Source organism: Flavobacterium sp. ZT3R18, from assembly GCF_007097385.1.
Classification (GTDB): domain Bacteria; phylum Bacteroidota; class Bacteroidia; order Flavobacteriales; family Flavobacteriaceae; genus Flavobacterium.
Genome location: NZ_VJZS01000013.1, coordinates 86385 through 107498 on the forward strand (window position 1 = coordinate 86385; position 21114 = coordinate 107498).

Annotated in this window: 16 protein-coding genes; 9 read left to right on the plus strand and 7 right to left on the minus strand. The window is 36.7% G+C overall.

Annotated elements, in window-relative coordinates:
- Nucleotide 1: 1 nt before the first annotated feature.
- Together FNW52_RS14160 and FNW52_RS14165 are read left to right on the plus strand one after the other, a co-directional pair.
- Nucleotides 2-127, plus strand: coding sequence for a FeoB-associated Cys-rich membrane protein (locus tag FNW52_RS14160; RefSeq protein ID WP_185965990.1), 126 nt, complete (start codon nt 2-4; stop codon nt 125-127).
- Nucleotides 128-437: 310 nt separating this feature from the next.
- Nucleotides 438-923, plus strand: coding sequence for a DUF4440 domain-containing protein (locus FNW52_RS14165; protein ID WP_143378102.1), 486 nt, complete (start codon nt 438-440; stop codon nt 921-923).
- 142 nt (nt 924-1065) lie between these two features.
- Here the strand turns inward: FNW52_RS14165 and FNW52_RS14170 are convergent, their stop codons facing one another.
- From FNW52_RS14170 to FNW52_RS14185, 4 genes are all read right to left on the minus strand, one after another.
- Nucleotides 1066-2151 carry a hypothetical protein gene (locus FNW52_RS14170; RefSeq protein WP_143378103.1) on the minus strand — a complete coding sequence of 362 codons (1086 nt, stop codon included), beginning with the start codon at nt 2149-2151 and terminating at the stop codon, nt 1066-1068.
- 104 nt (nt 2152-2255) lie between these two features.
- The gene (locus FNW52_RS14175; protein WP_143378104.1) at nt 2256-2909 is read right to left on the minus strand and encodes a metal-dependent transcriptional regulator; all 654 of its coding nucleotides are present in this window, start codon (nt 2907-2909) and stop codon (nt 2256-2258) included.
- An 80-nt stretch (nt 2910-2989) separates the two neighbouring features.
- Nucleotides 2990-4642, minus strand: a complete 1653-nt coding sequence (locus tag FNW52_RS14180; RefSeq protein WP_143378105.1) for an RNA-binding domain-containing protein — start codon at nt 4640-4642, stop codon at nt 2990-2992.
- A 7-nt stretch (nt 4643-4649) separates the two neighbouring features.
- The gene (locus FNW52_RS14185) at nt 4650-6521 is read right to left on the minus strand and encodes an Nramp family divalent metal transporter (RefSeq protein WP_143378106.1); all 1872 of its coding nucleotides are present in this window, start codon (nt 6519-6521) and stop codon (nt 4650-4652) included.
- 87 nt (nt 6522-6608) lie between these two features.
- Here FNW52_RS14185 and FNW52_RS14190 point away from each other — a divergent pair, with 87 nt between their 5' ends.
- The 3 genes from FNW52_RS14190 to FNW52_RS14200 all read left to right on the plus strand — a co-directional run bounded on the left by FNW52_RS14190 (nt 6609) and on the right by FNW52_RS14200 (nt 9887).
- Nucleotides 6609-8885: a TonB-dependent receptor gene (locus FNW52_RS14190; protein ID WP_143378107.1), complete on the plus strand. Its 2277-nt coding sequence runs from the start codon at nt 6609-6611 to the stop codon at nt 8883-8885.
- The gene (locus FNW52_RS14195; RefSeq protein ID WP_143378108.1) at nt 8886-9353 is read left to right on the plus strand and encodes a thioredoxin fold domain-containing protein; all 468 of its coding nucleotides are present in this window, start codon (nt 8886-8888) and stop codon (nt 9351-9353) included. It begins immediately after the preceding gene.
- 123 nt (nt 9354-9476) lie between these two features.
- Complete coding sequence (locus FNW52_RS14200; RefSeq protein ID WP_143378109.1) at nt 9477-9887, plus strand: BrxA/BrxB family bacilliredoxin; 411 nt, start codon at nt 9477-9479, stop codon at nt 9885-9887.
- Between the two features lie 62 nt (nt 9888-9949).
- Here FNW52_RS14200 and FNW52_RS14205 read toward each other — a convergent pair whose 3' ends face one another.
- The 3 genes from FNW52_RS14205 to FNW52_RS14215 are packed head-to-tail and all read right to left on the minus strand — an operon-like array spanning nt 9950 to nt 15662.
- Complete coding sequence (locus FNW52_RS14205; RefSeq protein WP_143378110.1) at nt 9950-11317, minus strand: efflux transporter outer membrane subunit; 1368 nt, start codon at nt 11315-11317, stop codon at nt 9950-9952.
- Nucleotides 11307-14480 (minus strand): efflux RND transporter permease subunit, encoded by a 3174-nt coding sequence (locus tag FNW52_RS14210; RefSeq protein ID WP_143378111.1) that lies wholly within the window; start codon nt 14478-14480, stop codon nt 11307-11309. The genes FNW52_RS14205 and FNW52_RS14210 overlap by 11 nt, the downstream gene beginning before the upstream one ends.
- A gap of 33 nt (nt 14481-14513) precedes the next feature.
- On the minus strand, nt 14514-15662 hold the full coding sequence (locus FNW52_RS14215; protein ID WP_143378112.1) for an efflux RND transporter periplasmic adaptor subunit: 1149 nt from the start codon (nt 15660-15662) through the stop codon (nt 14514-14516).
- Nucleotides 15663-15946: 284 nt separating this feature from the next.
- Between FNW52_RS14215 and FNW52_RS14220 the strand changes: the two genes are divergently transcribed.
- The 4 genes from FNW52_RS14220 to tnpA all read left to right on the plus strand — a co-directional run bounded on the left by FNW52_RS14220 (nt 15947) and on the right by tnpA (nt 21011).
- A complete protein-coding gene (locus FNW52_RS14220) occupies nt 15947-16918 on the plus strand; it encodes a polyphosphate kinase 2 family protein (protein ID WP_143378113.1) in 972 nt (323 codons plus the stop codon).
- A gap of 203 nt (nt 16919-17121) precedes the next feature.
- Nucleotides 17122-18792 (plus strand): SulP family inorganic anion transporter, encoded by a 1671-nt coding sequence (locus FNW52_RS14225; protein ID WP_143378114.1) that lies wholly within the window; start codon nt 17122-17124, stop codon nt 18790-18792.
- A gap of 388 nt (nt 18793-19180) precedes the next feature.
- The gene (locus FNW52_RS14230) at nt 19181-20548 is read left to right on the plus strand and encodes a rhodanese-related sulfurtransferase (protein WP_143378115.1); all 1368 of its coding nucleotides are present in this window, start codon (nt 19181-19183) and stop codon (nt 20546-20548) included.
- A gap of 22 nt (nt 20549-20570) precedes the next feature.
- Nucleotides 20571-21011, plus strand: a complete 441-nt coding sequence (tnpA, locus tag FNW52_RS14235; RefSeq protein WP_143378116.1) for an IS200/IS605 family transposase — start codon at nt 20571-20573, stop codon at nt 21009-21011.
- The last annotated feature ends 103 nt before the right edge of the window (nt 21012-21114 follow it).

A 21114-nucleotide genomic window follows, 5' to 3' on the forward strand; every position in this document is an offset into this window, starting at 1 on the left:
TATGATTCAAGAAATAATAGCTTTTATTATTCTAATTTTGGCACTTGCGTTTTTGATTCGAAAGTTTTTTTTCAAAAAAAAATCAGATAAAAACTGTGGAAGTGGTGATAATTGCGGGTGTAGTTAATTTGTTTTAAAAATTAAAAACGTTTAACAATTCTTGTCAAAACGAGCTTGTTTCATTATTAAGCATCAACTTCTGTTCGCTGTTTTTAAAAATTTATTTCAGATTATTTTCGAGCAGTAGTTATAAAATAGACTTCTCTCTTTTACACTTTAAGTCTAAAAAAGGCATCCATTACTATGATTCAACCCCAAAATAGATCTTAATTAATCGAATTTCTAGTACAAAAAACATTCCGTTTCATTTATTTATCTTAAATTTATGTCATTAATTATCAATCTCTTAATGCCTAAATTTAAAAAAACTGAATATTATGAAAAAAATGTTTATTAAAGGAATAGTTGTATCAAGTGCATTGTTATTATTAATTGCCTGCAAAAAAGAAGAACCCATAGCAGCTGTTATAGACACTAACCAAATTAAAGAAGAGATTCAAGCCAAGGAAAATGAATTTGCAGATACGTACAATGCCGGAATTGTAAAAAACATAGGCTATCATGCTGATGATGCCATAACTTATCCACAAAACAGCCAACCAATAGTGGGTAAAGCCGCAATAGTTGAGTTTTTAAAAGCCCATAGGGATACCATTTCCGTAGGCCACAAAATTTCATTTAAAACCAACGAAGTTTTTACATCAAATGACGGAGCGCAAGTAGTTGAAATTGGTTATTATAAAATAGCTGATTCTACTGATGCAATTGTAAATTCCGGAAACTACATGAGCTTATTTGTAAAAAAAGATGGTAAATATGTTTGTCTAAGAGACATGAGCACCTCTGACTTACCCAATGAGTAAAAAACATCGTCTCTTACTACAAAGACAGTCCTATAACTATTTGAGACAGTCCTTTAACACCTAAAAAAAACCTGATAACAATCTATTATCAGGTTTTTTTTAGGTGTTTAATCCGTTCTTTTTAAATTAATTATGCTGGATATTAGCGTCTTCTTCCGCTTCCGCCGCCTCCTCTGTATCCGCCACCGCCACCGCCAGATCTATACCCTCCGCCACTAGAACGAGAAGAACCCATAGAATTTGAAGAAGATGGTCTTGATGAAGCTGAAGCTCTATTGCCGTTACGCGCAGAAGCAGAATTCCTGTTTCCTTCACGTGTAGAAGCCGAAGCTCTATTACTATTAGCGTCACGCGTTGAAGCAGAATTCCTGTTTACATCACGAGTTGAAGCAGAGGATCTGTTAGCGTCTCGAGTTGAAGCTGAGTTTCTATTCCCATCCCTAGAGGAATTTATATTATTGTGCGACACACGATTCGAACTGTTTCTATGCGAATTATTATAATTATTAAAATTATTGGTATTGTGAATAATGGTAGTATTGTGATACCCGTAACCGCCACCGTGGTAATAATAATGATTAGAGCGATAAATACCCACAGCCATTATCGAAAATGCCGTAAAATAGGCTGGATAAAAACCATAATAATACGGAGGGTAGTAGGGCACGTACATCGGCGAATAGACATATTGCACAATCGGCGCTTGTTCTACCACTACAATTGTTGTTGGGGCTGGCACATTTACAGTTACTGGTTCTGCTCCTTTATAGGCCGGATTGGCGGTAACACCTGTATTCCCAGTTGAACTAGGCTCTACAATATAATCCTTACCATACAAATCTTTATCGCCGACAATTTGAAGTGACACTTTTTTGTTTTTGTCTTTCGAAACCATGATAACAGCTATATCTTGAGTATCTGATTTACTTATCGGATCTCTAAGAATAAAAGTATAATCATCTCCATCTTTCTTAGTCTCCACTTTGATAAAATCAACTTTTTTATCATCGTTTAAATCTAGATTATTTATTTTGGTTTTTTCATCATTTAATGACTTTTCAAAGTCTTCAATAGTTTTTGATTTTTGAAAAAGATCCAAAACGGCATAAAGATCCAGATTATCACCAGGTAACCCTAATTCTCCTCTAGCACCCTCTGTTTGAGAAAAAACAGTCAAGCTAGACAAACTAATTGCTATAACTAAAAATGATAAAATTCTTATTTTCATACTATTACGTTTTAAAGATAACAATGTAAATATAGCAAAGAAAACTTAATAAATTATACCTCAGTAGAATATCTTGAATCAAAAAAAACGAAAATTAATCAAAACTAAAGTACTTTTACAAACAAATTACTTGCAATTTTATTCGAAATAGTCAATTCTGTTCCGTTTACCTTAATTTTTAGGGATAAATCGAAGGTTTCTTTAGTCACAACTTCAATTTTAGACCCCAAACCAATTTGTTGTTTATCCAAGTATTTCAAGAAATCGGAGGAATTGTCTTTTACTCCAACACATATTCCGGTTTGATTCCCCATTAATTCCGAAAGCAATTGCTTTTCTATAGTCACCATCCGGCCTAATGCATCGGGAATCGGGTCGCCGTGTGGATCTTCGGTGGGATTGCCTAGAAAATCATCTAGTTTGTTGATGAGTTTTTCAGATTTGATGTGCTCGAGTTGTTCGGCAATATCGTGTACTTCATCCCAAGAAAAATCCAGTTTTTCGACCAAGAACACTTCCCACAAACGATGTTTTCTCACGATCATTTTGGCAGCCAGTTTTCCGTTTTCAGTTAGCGAAACCCCTTGGTATTTTTTATAATCTACCAAATCCTTTTCGGCCAATTTTTTAAGCATATCGGTTACCGAGGAAGCTTTGGTTTCCATCATCTCGGCAATGGCATTGGTACTAACTTCACTATCTAGTCGAGTGGTAAGATGGTATATGGCTTTTAGGTAATTTTCTTCGGAAAAAGTCATTGAATTTTAGATTGTTGATTGGCTATTGATGTCTCAAGCGATAGTGAACTGAGGTAGCATTTTAGATTTTCAGATCCCTACTATAAATTCGCTTCTAATAATTTTTGTTTCATTTTTGGAGTTAAATAATATCCTCCTGTTTGGTTGGCTTCTCCTTTAAATTCGATTAAACCCGTACTACTCAATTGTTTCAAATAACGTTCGATACTTTTTTCGGTGAATGAAGTAATTAAGGCGTAATCTGGCACTCTTTTACCTTCATTAGTAGCAATCGCCACGACAATGATCGATAGTTTTCTCATGAGTACTTTTCCTAATCCAGTTATTTCCTGTTTTATCACTCCCTCTGTTTTACCATTTGTTCCCTCTGTTTTACCATTTGTTCCCTCAGTTTTATCAATTGTTCCCTCAGATTTACCATTTGTTCCCTCAGTTTTGTCAATTGTTCCCTCAATTTCTTCGTTTACTCCCACAGTTATCAAAATTGAACCCTCAGATTTGTCGATTGCTCCCTCATTTATCATTTCATTAGCAGTTTCATTACTTTTGCTTTCGTCTAAATCTGGCAAAGGTACTATTGTCCTAAAAGTAGTGCCTTCAATAAATTCAGGTTTTATGTTTTTCTTGGAATACACTTTAACCAAAAGACTGGTATTCAACACTCCAGAACCCAATTCATCCACTCTACCTAACTGGATAAAGAATTTGGCTATAGAGGGGTTTTTTGCAAATGGCGCAAAATTATTGGAATCTATCAAACCCGAACCGTGGGGATTATTGGCGTTTTCAAGTTCTATTCGGTCTTTTTTTATAACCATTGTGCAAGGCTGCGCATTAGTATATTCGCGATGCACCAATATGTTTGCTATAATTTCCCTAAATATTTGAGTCCGCAAACTTACCCTTTGGTCACCCCTTAGATAAAAAGCATCCGGAAGATGTTTTGCAATGAAATTCATCAACAATTCATAGGCTTCAATCAAATTGGTTTGCACATACAATCGATCATCATATCTGTTTAGGTCTTTTATTCTAACCAATGCATCAGTTTTATAATGCGGAACTATTTGTTGAATAACCACATCTTTGCCTAGCAATAATGCTGCTGCCAAAGTATATCCTTCTTCTCCAGTTTGAAAATCTCTTTTCCACAAACCCGCTACTTCGAGCATTTGAATATCGGTTAATGCCAGCCAAGGATGATCTGGATTATTACTTTTAATTAGATTCCGGATTTTGGGGAATAATTCTACTTTAAAATCTTCGAATTTCAGGTAAGGATAAATAATATTTTCGGTATAATAATTTCTTTTACTATTGTATAATTCGGCAATTCTATTGGGTTGAATTATTTTGAAATCGCCATCATCACTTCGATCAAAAACAGCATTTGCGGTTTTATGTACTTGTGAACTAGCGGGTATTTGTATGTAAATAATGCTTTTCCCGTCGAGAATATGCTTTTGCGGATGCAAAATAAAAGGCGGGTCGATTTTTTGTGGGTTATTGGATAAATTGACTAAATCAGTTATCATTTTGCCACAAGCATTTTCAGTTACACCTGTTATTTCTCCAGCATCATTTACACCCAAAAAGATATTTCCTCCACTACGATTGAGCATAGCACAAATAGTTTCAAATAAATTAGATGGCAATTCACTTTTAGCTACTTTAAACTCTAAACAGCAATTTTCAGTTTGTTTTAGCAATCTATTTACCCACTCTAAACTCATAGCTAATTTAATTCTTTACAATAAACAAAGGTATAGAAATTTTGTGGCGTAGTTTATCTACTATGGTACCAAAAATTAAATCTTTCAAGCCCGTATGCCCATGAGTTCCCATGACCAAAATATCAAAATTACCGCTGTTTATTATCGTTGGGATAATTTTGGTAGGATTCCCAAACCCTAATTCTGTCCCAATTTTAAACCCCTTTTTCGAAAGCATTTCCTTATATTCTTGCAATAGTGTTTCATCGATGGAGGTTTCATGATCATCGGCTTCATCACCATACATCATGGCTCCAACAGTTTCTACCACATGTATCAAAGTATATTTGGCATCCATTCCACCCAATTCGAAGGCATGGTTTAAAGCAGTTTCATCCGCAGCAGAAAAATCAACCGAAACAGCAATATTTTTATTCGAATACGTTCCAGTTGGAGAAAACTTCAAAGCCAAGTGATGTGGAGAATGGTTTTGAATGTCTGGTTTTGACTTACTTACAAAAGGTTCGAAAACAATATAAAGCAATAAAATCAAGAAACTAATTGCCAAAGGCACTACCGTTAACCAAAGAATTAATGGGTTATCCGAAGTTTCCAACCACCCTTGAATTTCTGAATAAACCAATTTGGCGTTGAGCGAAACAATAATCAAAGCCACTATCCATGACGCAATTTGAGTGGTTCTACTAATATGAAATCCTTTCATTTTTCTTTTATCACTCACAAAATGGATGAGCGGAATGATAGCAAACCCCAATTGCAAACTTAAAATTACCTGACTTAGAATCAACATTTTTCCGGTAACGCTTTCGCCAAAAATCAAAATAACAATGATGGCGGGTATAATAGCGATTAAGCGCGTAATGATTCGACGAACCCAAGGCTGAATACGTAAATTCAAATAGCCTTCCATTACAATTTGCCCCGCTAATGTTCCAGTAACCGTAGAACTTTGTCCCGCAGCTATTAAGGCCACCGCAAATAATGTGGATGCCCATTTCGTTCCCAATAAAGGCTCTAAAAAACGGTATGCATCTTGAATTTCGGCCACTTCGAACATTCCATTTTTATAGAATGTGGCTGCCGCCAAAATTAAAATAGCTGCATTGACAAAGAAAGCCAAGTTTAAGGCAATCGTTGAATCTATGAAATTATACTTTATAGCTTGTTTGATTCCCGCTGGACTTCGGTCAAATTTTCTGGTTTGCACCAAGGAGGAATGCAGGTACAAATTGTGGGGCATTACCGTGGCACCAATGATCCCAATGGCAATATAAAGTGCCGATTCATTGGGCAAAGAAGGAATCAATCCGTAAATCACTTTCCCCATTTCGGGTTGTGCGAATATCATTTCGAATATAAAGGAGAATCCAATAATCATAACGAGTACGATGATAAACGCTTCCATTTTGCGAATACCCTTATTGATTAAAAAAAGCAATAAAAAAGTATCCAAAACAGTGATCATAACTGCTTCAATCAGCGGGATTCCAAACAATAAATTGATACCGATGGCCATCCCTAGAACCTCAGCCAAATCACAGGCGGCAATAGCAATTTCGGCAAGGAAATAAAGAATATAATTAATGAATTTCGAATAAGTTTCTCGAGAAGCCTGCGCCAAATCCCTTTGGGTAACAATCCCTAATCGAGCGCTTAAACTTTGCAACAGCAACGCCATTAAATTACTCATCAATAACACCCACAATAAGGCATATCCAAACTGGCTACCTCCTGCTATGTCTGTAGCCCAATTCCCTGGATCCATATAGCCAACACTGACTAAATAGGCTGGTCCAAAAAAGGCTAATATTTTTCTGAATACTGTGGTTTTATTTTGTGTAGTGACCGATTGATGTACTTCTTCTAGTGATTTAGACATTTTAAACATTTAAAAAACAAATATATAAAATAACTTTATACTTCTGAAATATTTTTTTTAGATTTGCCTAAAAATTAATTTAAACAAATGAAATATTTATTTTTGACAATTACGTTCTCTTTTCTTCAGCTTACCTATTCACAAGAAAACAAATCAATTACTGGATCGATTACTCATAAAACTGCTACTATTGAAAAAGCATCTATTGAAATATTGGGTACGAATTATATAAAACAAACAGACAATAACGGTATTTATGCCTTTTCGGACGTACCTCAAGGGAATTACAAAATAGAAGTTTCGGCAGCGGGATTTAAAACCCAACGAAAAAACATCTCCATACAAGTAGCAAAACAAATACAACTGAATTTCGAACTACAAACAGAAGATAATGAACTGAACGAAGTCGTAGTTTCGGGAACTTTAAAAGCTATAAAAAGACTAGAAAGTGCTGTTCCTGTTGAAGTCTATACTCCCGTTTTTTTTAAGAAAAACCCAACTGCCAGTATTTACGAAGCCTTACAAAACGTAAACGGAGTACGACCTCAGCTCAACTGTGGCGTTTGTAACACAGGCGACATTCATATCAATGGGCTAGAAGGTCCATATACCTCAGTAATGATTGATGGAATGCCTATCGTTAGTAGTTTATCAACTGTTTATGGGCTGTCTGGAATTCCGAATTCATTGGTAGAACGAATCGAAATTGTAAAAGGTCCAGCATCTTCTTTGTACGGAAGTGAAGCCGTGGGTGGATTAATCAACATTATTACCAAAAACCCAACTAATGCGCCCCTCTTTTCTGCCGATGTATTTACAACCTCTTGGCTGGAAACCAATGCCGATTTGGGAGTGAAATTTAATATTAGTAAAAAAGCAACTTCGCTATTAGGATTGAATTACTACAATTACAATCAAAAAATTGATAATGACAACGATGGTTTTACAGATGTAACCGCACAAAATAGAATTTCGGTTTTTAACAAATGGAATTTCAATCGTGCTCAAAATCGGTTATTCACACTTGCCGTTCGCGGTATGTATGAGGACAGATGGGGTGGCGATGTGCGTTGGGAGAAAAAGTACCGTGGTGGAGATGAAATTTATGGCGAGAGTATCTATACCAAAAGAGGCGAACTATTGGGGACTTATCAATTACCCACTACCGAAAAATTAATGTTGTCTTTTTCAGGAAACGTTCATTTTCAAGACAGTCGCTATGGGACAACCTCTTATATTGCGAATCAAAAAATTGCATTCCTTCAACTTACATGGGACAAGAAAATAGGAAAAAACGATTTACTTACAGGAATCGCATCGCGTTATACCTATTATGATGATAATACACAATCTACAGCACTTTTAAACGAAAACAATCCCGAAAAAACTTGGCTTCCGGGTATTTTTGTTCAAGATGAAATTGCATTTAGCGAGAAGCACAAAATATTATTGGGATTGAGATATGATTACAACTCCATACACGGAAACATTGTTACGCCACGATTTGCCTATAAATTAAAAATCAATGCAAATAACATCCTCCGATTTAATGCAGGAACGGGATTTAGAGTAGTCAACTTGTTTACTGAAGATCACGCCGCATTAACTGGATCACGCCAAGTAGAGATTGCTCATAATCTGAATCCTGAAAAATCAGTCAATGCCAATTTGAATTATATCAAGAAAGTCTATTTTGATAATGGTACGTTTTTAGGGATTGAAACCACTGCATTTTATACTCAATTTAGTAATAAAATTGTATCTGATTATGCTACTGACCCAAACAAAATTATTTACGACAACATTGATGGTTATGCTTTGAGCCAAGGAATCAGTTGCAATACGGACATCAATTTTACCAATGGACTAAAATTTATACTGGGTGCTACTTATATGGATGTTTCCAATGTAGAAAAAGGCATCAAAACAAGACCCTATTTAACCGAGAATTTCACCGGTACTTGGACAGTTTCGTATAAAATTAATCCAATTAATTTAGCCATTGATTACACAGGAAATGTATATAGTCCGATGAAACTACCACTATTAAGCGAAACCGACCCAAGAAATCCAAATTCGCCATGGTACAGTTTACAAAATATTCAATTTACTTATGCAGGCTGGAAAAATTTTGAATTGTATGCCGGAATAAAAAACCTGCTTAACTTTACTCCAAAACAAAACAATCCCTTCCTGATTTCAAGAACTGAGGATCCATTTGACAAAAATGTACAATACGATTCGAATGGAAAAGTATTGGTAACACCACAAAACCCATATGGATTAACCTTTGACACTACCTATGTTTACGGGCCAAATCAAGGAATTAGAGGTTTCTTTGGGTTGCGTTATAATTTATATTAGATGAAAAAAATTGTTGCCATAGTATTCTTTGTTTTTGCGGCGATTCCATCTGGTTTTGCCCAATTGAAAACCTATTCTTTCGAACAAATTGACAGTTTACAACGCTATCAAAATCGAAAAATAATAGTGTTCGTCCATACTGATTGGTGCAAGTATTGCCAAGCGATGAAAAATACCACTTTCAAAAACAAAGAGGTTATTAAAACGCTTAACGACAACTTCTATTTTATAACATTGAATGCCGAAGAAAAGCGGACAATTACTTTCAATTCTAGAAAATTCGTTTTCAAAACTAATGGCAATACTACAGGCATTCACGAATTAGCCTATGAACTGGTAACTATAAATAATCAAACCACTTACCCAACCATTTGTGTTTTGAATGCTCAAAATGAAATCGTTTTTCAAGAAAGCAATTACCTTCCTGCCAAAGGATTTTTAATGGTATTAGAAAAGCTAAAAGAATAATGAATACAATTGGCATAAACCAATAGCAATCAAACTATAACAAAACTTTATACTTCAAATTAAGTTCTTGCAACTAAACTTTGTAACTTTGCAGCACTAAAAGTTAAACTTAAAATAAAAAATATGTATCCAGAAGAAATGGTAAAACCAATGCAAGCTGAATTAACAGTGGCAGGTTTTCAAGAATTACATACTGTAGAAGCTGTAGAAAGCGCCATAAAATCAGCAGGAACAACACTTGTAGTAGTAAACTCTGTTTGTGGTTGTGCTGCTAGAAATGCACGTCCGGGAGCAAAAATGAGTTTGGATAATGCAAAAAAACCATCAAATCTAGTAACTGTTTTTGCAGGAGTAGACAAAGAAGCGGTTGAAGCTGCAAGAGGATTTATGTTTCCTTTTCCTCCATCTTCTCCAAGTATTGCTTTGTTCAAAGACGGAGAATTGGTTCACATGTTAGAACGTCACCACATTGAAGGACGTCCAGCAGAAACAATTGCTGAGAACTTAAAAGATGCTTTCAACGAGTATTGCTAAGCGCATAAAATAAAAGCAAAAACCACGCAATTTGCGTGGTTTTTTTATGCTTACAAAAAAAATTAATTCCAACCGCCCCCCAATGCTCTATACAATTGTATCATGGAACTCAATTGATTTTGGGTTAACTCAGAAAGACTCAATTCGGCGTCAAATAACGAACGTTGCACTTCCAAAACTTCTAAGTAAGAAACATAACCGTTGTAATATCTGGCATCAGACAATTCTAAGTTTTTCCTTGCTGCCATTACTTGTTTGTTTCTAGCCGTCCATTCTTCTTTGTAAGTTCTTACATTTTGCAAGGCCTGCTCCACTTCTGCAACGGCGACAATACAAGTCTTTTGATACGAAAGTCTTGATTCCTCAGCAATTTGTCTGTAGATGTCTACTCTTCGTTTATTTTTTCCAAAATTAAACAAAGGCCCTACAACACTAGCACTTGCATTTTGTAAATATGAAGAACCATTAAATAAAGCACTCACGTCATTGTTGGCAAAACCCGCTAGAGCTGCAATATTAAAAGAAGGAAAACGCATGGCTTGTGCCACTCCGATTCTTTCATTGGATGCCATATAATACATTTCGGCCTGCTTTACATCAGGTCTATTTTTCAACAAAATAGACGGAATGGAAACTGGTATAGTATTCGCCACTTGAAGCTCATAATTTGTTTTACCACGCTCAATTGCACCGGGAGCCTCACCTAACAAGATTGAGATCGTATTTTCACGATCGGTTATTTGTCTCTTAATTGAAGGTATTACAGCTTCGGCAATTGCTACTTGTTGTTCTACTTGAACTTTATCCACTTCAGAAACATATCCAGCTAAAAACCTTTGATTAATGATGTCAAATGCCTTTTGTCTGGTTTCCAACGTTTTTTGTGTTACAATCAACTGATTATCAAAATCACGAAGCTGAAAATAAGCAACCGCAATGTCACTTACCAAATTAGAAAGAATGACTTTACGACCTTCCTCGCTAGCCAGTAATTCATCTTGAACCGCTCTATTCTCATGGCGTATTTTTCCCCAAAAATCCAATTCCCAAGACAAAGTAGCTGCCACATTAGAAGGCATAAAAGTCTTTTCATTGCTATTTACTGTTCCGCTATATCCAATGGCCGGTAATAAATCCGTTTTGGTATATCCTAGTTCTGCTCTGGAACGTTCTATACGAGCCATGGCAATTTTCATGTCATAATTATTTTCTAATCCTTTGTAGATTAACCTTTTTAAAACTTCATCATTAAAAAGATCAAACCATTTGACATTGACCACCGAGGCCAACGTATCAACATTTGCGGATCCATTATGAAAACTGGCTGCATTTTGGTCTGCTGGTTTTTCATATTTAGGGACTACCAAACAACCCACAGGAAGTATTGCAAGTGTAAGAATGACAACTACTATTTTTAATTTATTCATCATGTTCTGTAGTTTTTGAATCCATACTATTTTCCTTTGCTACAACCTCAACCTTCTTTTTTCCGATATTTTCAATCATTACATATAAACCCGGTACAATTAACACTCCAAGAACTGTTGCTATTAACATCCCGCTGAATACTGCCATTCCCATTACGATACGTGCTTGCGAACCTGCGCCTGTAGCCGTAAGCAACGGCACAACTCCAAGTATAAAGGCAAAAGCTGTCATTAATATAGGTCGAAAACGAAGTTTTGCCGCTATCATTGCCGAATCGTATAGCGGTTTACCTTTCTCATATTCTTCTTTGGCAAACTCTACGATAAGGATGGCATTTTTCGCCACCAATCCGATGAGCAATACCAAACCAATTTGTGCAAACACGTTGTTCACATAGGCATCACTACCCATTCTTGCCAAAAACAATCCTAAAAATGCTCCAAATACCGCCAAAGGTGCTCCAAGCAATACACTAAAAGGCAATTTCCAGCTTTCGTATTGGGCAGCAAGAATTAAAAACACAAAAATCAATGCCATTAAAAACACTGAACTTCCACCTGGCGAATGTTTCTCCTGATAGGAAAGATTAATATAATCATAACTCATATCGGCAGGCAAAGTTTCCTTAGCTACTTCTTCTAATGCGTCCATAGCCTGCGAGCTACTGTACCCATCATTTGGGGTTCCTCCTATTTCAGCCGCCCTGAATAAGTTAAGACGATTCGTAAAATCAGGTCCAGCAACTTTTGTAGCGGTAACCAAAGTTGATATTGGCAACATATCGCCGTTATTATTTCTAACGTAAATTTTATTTAAATTTTCAGGTTTCAACCTGTCAACGGCATCACCTTGCAAATACACTTTATACTGACGACCAAAACGGTTGAAATCATTCACATAACTTCCTCCCAAAAAAGTACCCAGCACTTCGGTAACCTTAGAAACAGGCACACCTAATTTCATGGCTTTGTCGTTATCGATATCTAACTTTATCTGAGGTGTCCCAGCATTAAAGGTGGTATAAATCCTTTTTATTTCTGGGCGTTTTTGAGCAGCCGCAATAAAAGCTTGTGTTTGCTGAGCTAGATATTGCGCAGAGTTTCCGCCTCTATCCTGTAGCATTAAACTAAAACCTGCCGATGCTCCTAAACCTTGAATCGCTGGAGGTCCAATTGCAAAAACGGTTGCTGTTGTAATTTGTGTTGAAAATTTCGCATTCAACCTGTCAATCAATTTTTTGGCCGTTTCAGCCCTTTCTTCCCAAGGCTTTAAGGATATAAAAATAAAAGCATTGTTCGGTTGATAGGAATTGGTAAGCATACTAAATCCATTAATTGTAGTATAAGATAGAATGGATTCTTCTTGTTTTAAAAATCCATCAACTTTTTTTGAAATTTCATCGGTACGCTGAAGAGAGGATGCAGGAGGTAATGCAATATTAACCAAGACATAGCCTTGATCTTCTTCTGGTATAAATCCTATTGGAATCTTTTTGCCCAATAAAGCGACAGCCGCTAAAATTACAACGAGTAAAACGACAATGCGTGCTCCCTTTTTAGCAAAAAAAGTGGCACCTTTTAAATAACCTCCAGTAACTTTTTCAAAAACTCTATTGAAACCTGCAAAAAACTTAGCCAACCATCCTGTTTGTTCTTCTACTGGTTTTGTGGGTTTTAGAAGCATAGCACAAAGGGCGGGGCTTAACGACAAGGCACTGAATGCCGAAAACGCCACAGATACTGCAATGGTTATGGCAAATTGCTGATAAAAACGACCTGTGATACCGGGTGTCATTGCAACGGGTACAAACACGGCTATCAAAATAAGTGCAATGGCAATTACCGGACCCGAGACTTCTCGCATGGCTTGTATCGTTGCTTCCCGAGGAGATTTACCCTTTTCAATATGATGCATCACGGCCTCGACCACCACAATGGCATCATCGACAACAATACCAATTGCGAGTACTAATCCTAATAACGAAAGTGTGTTTATGGAGAATCCCAATAATGGAAAAACAGCAATGGTTCCTATTAATGAAACGGGTACTGTAATTAATGGAATTAAAGTAGCTCGCCAGTTTTGAAGAAATATAAATACAACAAGAATAACGAGCACAATGGCTTCAAAAAGAGTATGAACTATGTCCTCAACACCTGCCGTTATAGCAAGTGTTGTATCTAAGGATTCTTGGTAAGCAATGTCTTGAGGAAACTTCTCCGCCATTTCTTTCATTGCTTTTTTGGCTAAACCAGCCACTTCAAGCGCATTACTTCCTGGCATTTGATATAAAGCAACTACCGCACTTGGTGAACTGTTTCGTCGGGCAGTAGAACTGTAGTTTTCAGTACCCAATTCAATACGGGATATATCACTTAACAAAACCTGAGAGCCATCTTCCTTACTTCGAACAACTATTTCGCCAAATTGCTTTTCAGTAACCAAGCGATCCTGTAATGTAACACCATAAGTAAACTCTGTTCCCATTGGTGCAGGCTCAGCTCCGAATTTCCCACCGGGGCTAATCATATTTTGGGCGTTCAGTGCATTTTTTACATCTTCAACTGTGATTCCCAATTTAGACATTACATCTGCCTTTAACCAAACACGCATAGAATAGTCGCTTCCTCCAAAAAGAGAAACCTCACCAACTCCTTTTATACGAGCCAATTGATCTACTATATTGATGCTCGCATAATTATTCAAGAATTTGGCATCATATTTTGGGTTGGTAGATGTGATGGTAAACAGCATCATCGGAAACGATAGTGATTTTTTTACCACTACCCCTTGTTGTTTTACACTAGACGGCATAAAAGGAGCCGATTGTGCCTGACGGTTTTGGGTAAGCATGTTGGCATTATCCAAATTGGTCCCTACATCAAAAGTAACATCAATGGTACAAGCTCCATCTGATGTGTTGGTAGATTTCATGTAAAGCATCTGCTCTACTCCATTTACCTTTTGTTCAATTGGAGTAGCAACAGCTTGTTCTACGTTTAAAGCATTAGCTCCTGTAAATTTGGTACTAATTTTTACAACTGGCGGATTGATATCTGGATATTGTGATATTGGCGTTTTTTGCAATGCCAGCAATCCGAGTATCACAATGATGATACTGATTACCATGGCTACAATTGGTCTTCTAACAAAAAATTCTCCCATAATGATGTTTCTAAATTATTTAGTTAGCGCTGCTTAATTTTCTGATTTACCTGGAGTCCAGTTAATACCCTTTGGAACTATAACACTACCACTTTTCAACAAGGAAGTTCCGCCAAGGGCAATTTTATCATTGGCAACTAATCCACCTGTAACAACATAAGAATCTTTGTATGCTGGACCAATTTGCACCATTTTCATCTCCACTTTATTGCTTTTGTCTAACACATAAACCTGAAAAATTCCTTGCATTTCAATAACGGAACGTTGAGGGATAAGTAATGCATTTTTACGAACATCTGTAACTACCAGAATTTTAGCGAATTGACCCGGTCGAATTAATCGGTCAGGATTAGCAAATGCAGCTTCAAAAGTTACTGCTCCTGTAGTTGGGTCTATTTGTCTATCGGCAAAACTTATTTTACCGGTTTCTGAATAAACTGACCCATCAGATAATACTAATGAAACTGACTTCCCTATTCCTACTAGGCTTGAATTTTTCTTTGTAAATTCTCTAAAAATTCGAAGGTATTCCTGTTCACTCATCGTAAATCGAACACGCACATCTCCTAAGTCTGAAATGGTATTTAAAACAGAGGCCGCTCCTGGTCGAACATAATCCCCTTCCCTAACTTTTGATATCCCTATTAATCCTGAAATTGGAGCAACAACTCTACAATATCCTAATTCTATTTTTGCATTTTGCAAATTTGCCATCGCTGCTTTTATGGAGGCTGTTGCCGCATTATAAGCCGATTTTGCCGCTATTAATTCCCTTTGGCTAACAGCATTCATTTTGGCCAATGGCACCATCATATCATAATCTGATTTGGTTTTTGCCAATCTAGCTTCCACCTCTGCCAAGGACCCTTCAGCCTGATTTACTTTGGCCTGAAAAGGCAAAGGGTCTATAGTATATAACAGCTGTCCTTTAGTTACCACATTTCCTTCTTTAAAATTGAGGCTTTCAATCACACCATCAACTCTAGGGTTAATCTGTATATCCGATTGTCCAAAAGTTTGCCCTGTAAATTCCGATTCGAGTCTTACATCCTGTTGCAGCACTTTTACAACCGAAATTTCGAGGGGTTTGGCCTCTGGTGCTACTTCCTTTTTACAAGAAATCCATAAAGCCGAGAAAGCTAAAACAAAAAGTAAAATTCTAATCTTTTTCAGTGCATTCATAAAATTATTATTAAATTAATAGAAACAAAAATATTGACTAAACTTTTCAGTGGCAGGAAATTACAAAAAACAAGTGGATAACTCTTAATAATTAATATAAAAATAGAAAATTTATTACTGTTTCAAATTAAACCTCCTGATCCCTCCATCATTCCTAATAAAAACAATTTCTGATATTTTTTTTCACTAAATTAGTACAGTCGATTCAATTCCGTTTTTCATCAAAAAAAAACAGAACTTACCAACTTTCAACAACCATGCCACTAACAACAAAATTCCCAATTATGCTTAAATCAAACAAGAAAGACTCGAATGACTTTAAGGAAGGAATAATTGACCTAAGTGCTTTAAGTAAAAAAGAACTGATACAACGAGCCAAAAATTTCTCAAAACAATATTGCGTTGGCAATGGCGATGGTTTTAAACTGAAAGACTATGAAACCAAAGCCGGGTTTAACTTAGGCGATGAAGGGAAACCTCTGGTAAATCAAACCTTGCAAATAGGTGTTGAAGCCTTGGCTGCCATGCAAGATGTGTTATATGCTCAAGATAAATGGTCTTTATTACTCGTTTTTCAAGCTATGGATGCTGCTGGCAAAGACGGGGCTATCAAACATGTGATGTCTGGTGTCAATCCACAAGGATGCCAAGTTTCCTCATTCAAAGCACCAAGCCCTGAGGAGTTGGACCACGATTTTTTATGGCGTTGCCAAAAACATTTACCAGAACGAGGACGCATTGGGATTTTTAATCGTTCCTATTATGAAGAAGTGTTGGTCGTACGCGTACACGAAGCAATTTTGAAAAGCCAAAAACTTCCCGAAAAACTAATTACCAAAGACATTTGGGAGAATCGCTTTGAAGACATTCGAAACTTCGAAAAATACCTGAATAGAAACGGAACCATCGTACTCAAATTTTTCCTTAACGTTTCTAAAAAAGAACAAAAAGAACGTTTTATAGAACGCGTTGACAATCCTGATAAAAATTGGAAATTTAATGCCGCTGATGCAAAAGAACGAGGATATTGGAATGATTACATGGATGCCTACGAGGAATTAATAAAGAACACCTCGACCATAAAATCTCCTTGGTATGTGATTCCAGCCGATAATAAATCTTATGCTCGTATCGCCATTGCATCGGCAATAATTACCGCATTAGATGAAATGGATTTAGAATATCCAAAAGTAAGTGCTGCCAAAATAGCCGAGTTACACGCTATCAAACAAGCATTGCTAGACGAGAAAGACTAACGCAGCTCATAGTAATTAGTAAAAAGTGATTAGCCCTTAAGTATAATAGAAACAGAGGATTCCCAATTAAAGTAAATACAATTATTTTATTTTCCGATACATATAACCATAAGTGAGTGATAAATTAGGACGAATAAGCTAATCACTAAGAACTATTCACTAATCACGGAATAGCTACATACATATCATTTAATTTTCGAATTATGACTTCTAAACTTTTCCCTGCAACCGACTGGATTAAAGGATACAAGACAAAAACTCTAAAAAGTGACTTTGTTGCCGGAATAACATTAGCAGCCTATGGAATCCCCGTATCGCTTGCCTATGCTACCCTTGCAGGACTACCTCCTCAGTATGGAATTTACGGCTATCTTATTGGCGGATTGTTTTATGCCTTATTGGGAACTAGCAAGCAACTGGCCATTGGACCCACATCGGCAATTTCCTTACTTATTGGCACCACCATTGCTGATATGGCTCATGGCGATGTACAACGATGGGCAGATATCGCCTCACTCACGGCTCTGGTATTTGCTTGCATGGCGATACTTGCCTATCTCTTGCGATTGAGTGGTATTATCAATTTTATTAGCGAAACCGTTTTGGTCGGTTTCAAAGCCGGGGCTGCTATAACGATTGGCTTAACACAATTGCCCAAATTATTTGGAGTCAAAGGTGGTGGCGAAAATTTTTTACACCGCATAATTACTCTTTTTCAACAACTTCCCGACACTAATACTGCCGTTTTTATTTTTGGTATTGCCGCCATTATTATTCTAATTGTTGGTGAAAAAATGGCACCGGGAAAACCAATAGCAATCCTAATTGTAATTCTGTCCATTGTGCTCATTTCGATAACATCATTAGGCCTTCACGGATTCAAAACCGTCGGGATTATTCCAACTGGATTGCCTGAATTTCATTTGCCATCATTGCGCATTAAAGATGTAGATGGAGTACTGCCGCTCGCTTTGGCCTGTTTTCTATTATCCTATATCGAAAGTGTTTCGGCAGCCAGAACATTGGCACAAAAAAACGGATACATCATCGATACACGCCAAGAATTACTGGCGCTTGGAATTGCCAATGCTGCCGTAGCATTCGGTCAGGGTTATCCAGTTGCAGGCGGATTATCCCAATCGGCAGTAAACGACACCGCTGGCGCCAAAACACCACTTTCATTGGTATTTGCATCGGCAACCATTGCAATCTGTTTATTATTTTTAACTGGATTTCTTCAAAATCTCCCAACAGTAATTTTGGCTTCCATTGTGTTGGTAGCCATCAGAGGCCTTTTCGATCTAAAGGAAATGAAACATCTGTATAAAATAAACAAACAGGAATTTTACGTTGCCATGATTGCACTTGTCGGAGTGCTCATTTGGGGAATCTTAAGGGGAGTTTTACTGGCAGCCATAGTAACTTTACTGTTATTGATAAAAGGAACTTCAAACCCAAACGTTGCTTTTTTAGGCAGAATCCCCGGCACCAAACGCTATTCTGACATAGAGCGCCATCCCGACAACGAAAATATCGAAGGCATATTGATAGTTCGCGTCGAATCGGCTATATTGTATTTTAACTCTGAATACATCAAAGAGCAAATATGGTTAAAGATCAACAGCGAAACTAATCCAGTAAAAACAATAATATTAGATCTCAATTCCTCTCCTCATATCGATATTGGTGGTGCACGCTTTTTAAAACATCTTTTTTTAGATTTAAAAGTTAAAAACATTTCGCTAAAAATTGCCGAAGCCCGCTCAGAGGTCCGTGATATTTTGCGTGACGAAAAACTAGAATCACTTTTAGGCCACATCAGCCGTTTTGTTTCTGTAGATGATTTAGTAGTCGAAGCAACAAAAAATAATTAGAAAGTAGCACCTGCTGTCTGGCTCAATGCAATTAAGGTTAAGTTCCATTTTTTCTCGCGAAGACGCAAAGACGCAAAGTTCAGAACCGTTTTCTTTGCGTCTTAGCGCCTTTGCGAGAGCTAGATTTAGAAAAAGTCTAGAAATAAATCCTTAACTTAATGACATTGCTATCAGGCTATTCATCCTGCTTTGATAGCTAGCTGCTATCACTCACCCAAACCCGTAGGCCATCATCAAAATTGGTAAATCATAATATTCCGCTAATTAACACCCGAAAATCCCAAAAGTTCACTAATTTTGCGCCCGATTTCAAACACGTATTCCCAAAATAATTGGAACCGTAAATTAGAATCAACTTATATTTTCTCAACTTAAAATAGTTTATAGCATGCAACTGTACAACACTTTAAGCGCAGAGGAAAGAGCCACTATGATTGACGATGCCGGAAAGCAACGTCTCACATTGTCTTTTTACGCCTACGCGCAAATTCAAAATCCAACACAATTTCGTAACGAATTATTTCTGGCATGGAACCCACTCGAGGTACTGGGCCGAATTTATGTTGCCCACGAAGGGATCAACGCCCAACTATCGCTTCCGGCAGATCATTTCTACGAATTCAAAAACACCATAGAACAATACGATTTCATGAAAGGTATTCGGTTGAACATTGCCGTAGAGCATGACGATCATTCCTTTTTGAAACTCACCGTAAAAGTCCGCGACAAGATAGTCGCCGATGGATTGGTTGACGAAACTTTTGATGTAACCAATATCGGAATCCACCTAAAAGCCGCGGCATTCAACGAATTACTTGAAGACCCCAATACCATTTTGGTCGACATGAGAAATCATTACGAATCCGAAATTGGTCATTTTACCAAAGCCATCAGACCTGATGTCGATACTTTTAGAGAGTCATTGCCTATTATCGAAGAACAATTAGCCGAACACAAACAAGACAAAAAACTCTTGATGTATTGTACAGGAGGGATTCGTTGCGAAAAAGCCAGTGCTTACTTCAAACACAAAGGTTTCGAGAATGTGTACCAACTCGAAGGTGGAATTATCGAATACACCCGTCAAGTAAAAGCCGAAGGACTGGAAAGTAAATTCATTGGTAAAAACTTTGTTTTCGACCATCGCTTGGGCGAAAGAATTACGGATGATATTGTTTCGCAATGCCATCAATGTGGAGAACCTTGTGATGTGCATACCAATTGCATCAATGAAGGTTGTCATTTGCTTTTCATCCAATGTGATTCTTGCAAGGAAAAAATGGAAGGCTGCTGTTCAGATGAATGTATAACCGTAATCCATTTGCCAGAAGAAGAACAAAAAGCAATTCGAAGAGGTATTAAAAACGGAAATAAAATCTTCAAAAAAGGAAAATCAGACGTACTGACTTTCAAGAATAATCAAGACCCGTTAGCAGCTGTTCCTAATCTTAGCGATTTGATAAAATCAAAAACTGTTGCTAAAAAAGAACCAAAAATAAAGAAACAATACATTGGAAAAGGAACTCACTTTTTTCCAAAACCAAGTATTGCCCAGTTTTTAATTGAAGAAAACGAAATTAATATTGGAGATAAAATCTTAATCAAAGGTTCAACGACTGGCGAACAACAACTCATCCTTGAAGAAATGTTTGTCAATGAAATCGCTTCTGCAAAAGGGGTAGTAGGCGACACTTGTACTTTTAAAGTTCCTTTTAGAATTAGATTGTCGGATAAATTATATAAAGTTATAAATTAGTAGCAATTTCAAACTAATTTATATGTCACATTCCTTTAATAAATTATGGATTCATGCTATTTGGGCAACCAAAAATCGTCAAGAATTAATTGATTATTCGATAGAGAAAAAAGTATATGATTATATCCGAGAGGAATTAATTGACCTTGGATGCCCCGTTAGAATTATTAACGGCATGCCTGATCATATACATGCATTGTTTTTACTGAATCCACAAAAATCAATTACAGATGTGATAAAGCAAATAAAAGGAAGTTCTTCTCATTCTATCAATGGAGAGAATCTAATTCTTGAAAAATTTGCCTGGCAAACGGGCTTTGCTGCTTATTCAGTGAGTGAATCCCAGTTAGAAATTGTTTATAATTATATAAAAAATCAAAAGCAACACCATCTTAAGAAAAATGGTCAAGATGAATTTGATGAATTTATAAAATTACATGGATTGAATAATTCCGATGGATGATAAACCAATACGTTTCCCACGGTTGAAACCGTGGGCTATAGTTGAAAATGGATATAAACATAAAACCATATTCTATTATTTCAAATTAAAACGAATGTAGACA

Excerpts from the sequence above, each read along its gene's own strand:
- FNW52_RS14180 (WP_143378105.1), bottom strand. The coding sequence starts at position 4,642 with ATGAGTTTAGAGTGGGTAAATAGATTGCTAAAACAAACTGAAAATTGC.
- FNW52_RS14215 (WP_143378112.1), bottom strand. The coding sequence starts at position 15,662 with ATGAATGCACTGAAAAAGATTAGAATTTTACTTTTTGTTTTAGCTTTC.
- FNW52_RS14220 (WP_143378113.1), top strand. The coding sequence starts at position 15,947 with ATGCTTAAATCAAACAAGAAAGACTCGAATGACTTTAAGGAAGGAATA.
- FNW52_RS14175 (WP_143378104.1), bottom strand. The coding sequence starts at position 2,909 with ATGACTTTTTCCGAAGAAAATTACCTAAAAGCCATATACCATCTTACC.
- FNW52_RS14190 (WP_143378107.1), top strand. The coding sequence starts at position 6,609 with ATGAAATATTTATTTTTGACAATTACGTTCTCTTTTCTTCAGCTTACC.
- FNW52_RS14165 (WP_143378102.1), top strand. The coding sequence starts at position 438 with ATGAAAAAAATGTTTATTAAAGGAATAGTTGTATCAAGTGCATTGTTA.
- FNW52_RS14225 (WP_143378114.1), top strand. The coding sequence starts at position 17,122 with ATGACTTCTAAACTTTTCCCTGCAACCGACTGGATTAAAGGATACAAG.
- FNW52_RS14195 (WP_143378108.1), top strand. The coding sequence starts at position 8,886 with ATGAAAAAAATTGTTGCCATAGTATTCTTTGTTTTTGCGGCGATTCCA.
- FNW52_RS14205 (WP_143378110.1), bottom strand. The coding sequence starts at position 11,317 with ATGATGAATAAATTAAAAATAGTAGTTGTCATTCTTACACTTGCAATA.
- tnpA (WP_143378116.1), top strand. The coding sequence starts at position 20,571 with ATGTCACATTCCTTTAATAAATTATGGATTCATGCTATTTGGGCAACC.
- FNW52_RS14185 (WP_143378106.1), bottom strand. The coding sequence starts at position 6,521 with ATGTCTAAATCACTAGAAGAAGTACATCAATCGGTCACTACACAAAAT.
- FNW52_RS14160 (WP_185965990.1), top strand. The coding sequence starts at position 2 with ATGATTCAAGAAATAATAGCTTTTATTATTCTAATTTTGGCACTTGCG.
- FNW52_RS14230 (WP_143378115.1), top strand. The coding sequence starts at position 19,181 with ATGCAACTGTACAACACTTTAAGCGCAGAGGAAAGAGCCACTATGATT.
- FNW52_RS14170 (WP_143378103.1), bottom strand. The coding sequence starts at position 2,151 with ATGAAAATAAGAATTTTATCATTTTTAGTTATAGCAATTAGTTTGTCT.
- FNW52_RS14210 (WP_143378111.1), bottom strand. The coding sequence starts at position 14,480 with ATGGGAGAATTTTTTGTTAGAAGACCAATTGTAGCCATGGTAATCAGT.
- FNW52_RS14200 (WP_143378109.1), top strand. The coding sequence starts at position 9,477 with ATGTATCCAGAAGAAATGGTAAAACCAATGCAAGCTGAATTAACAGTG.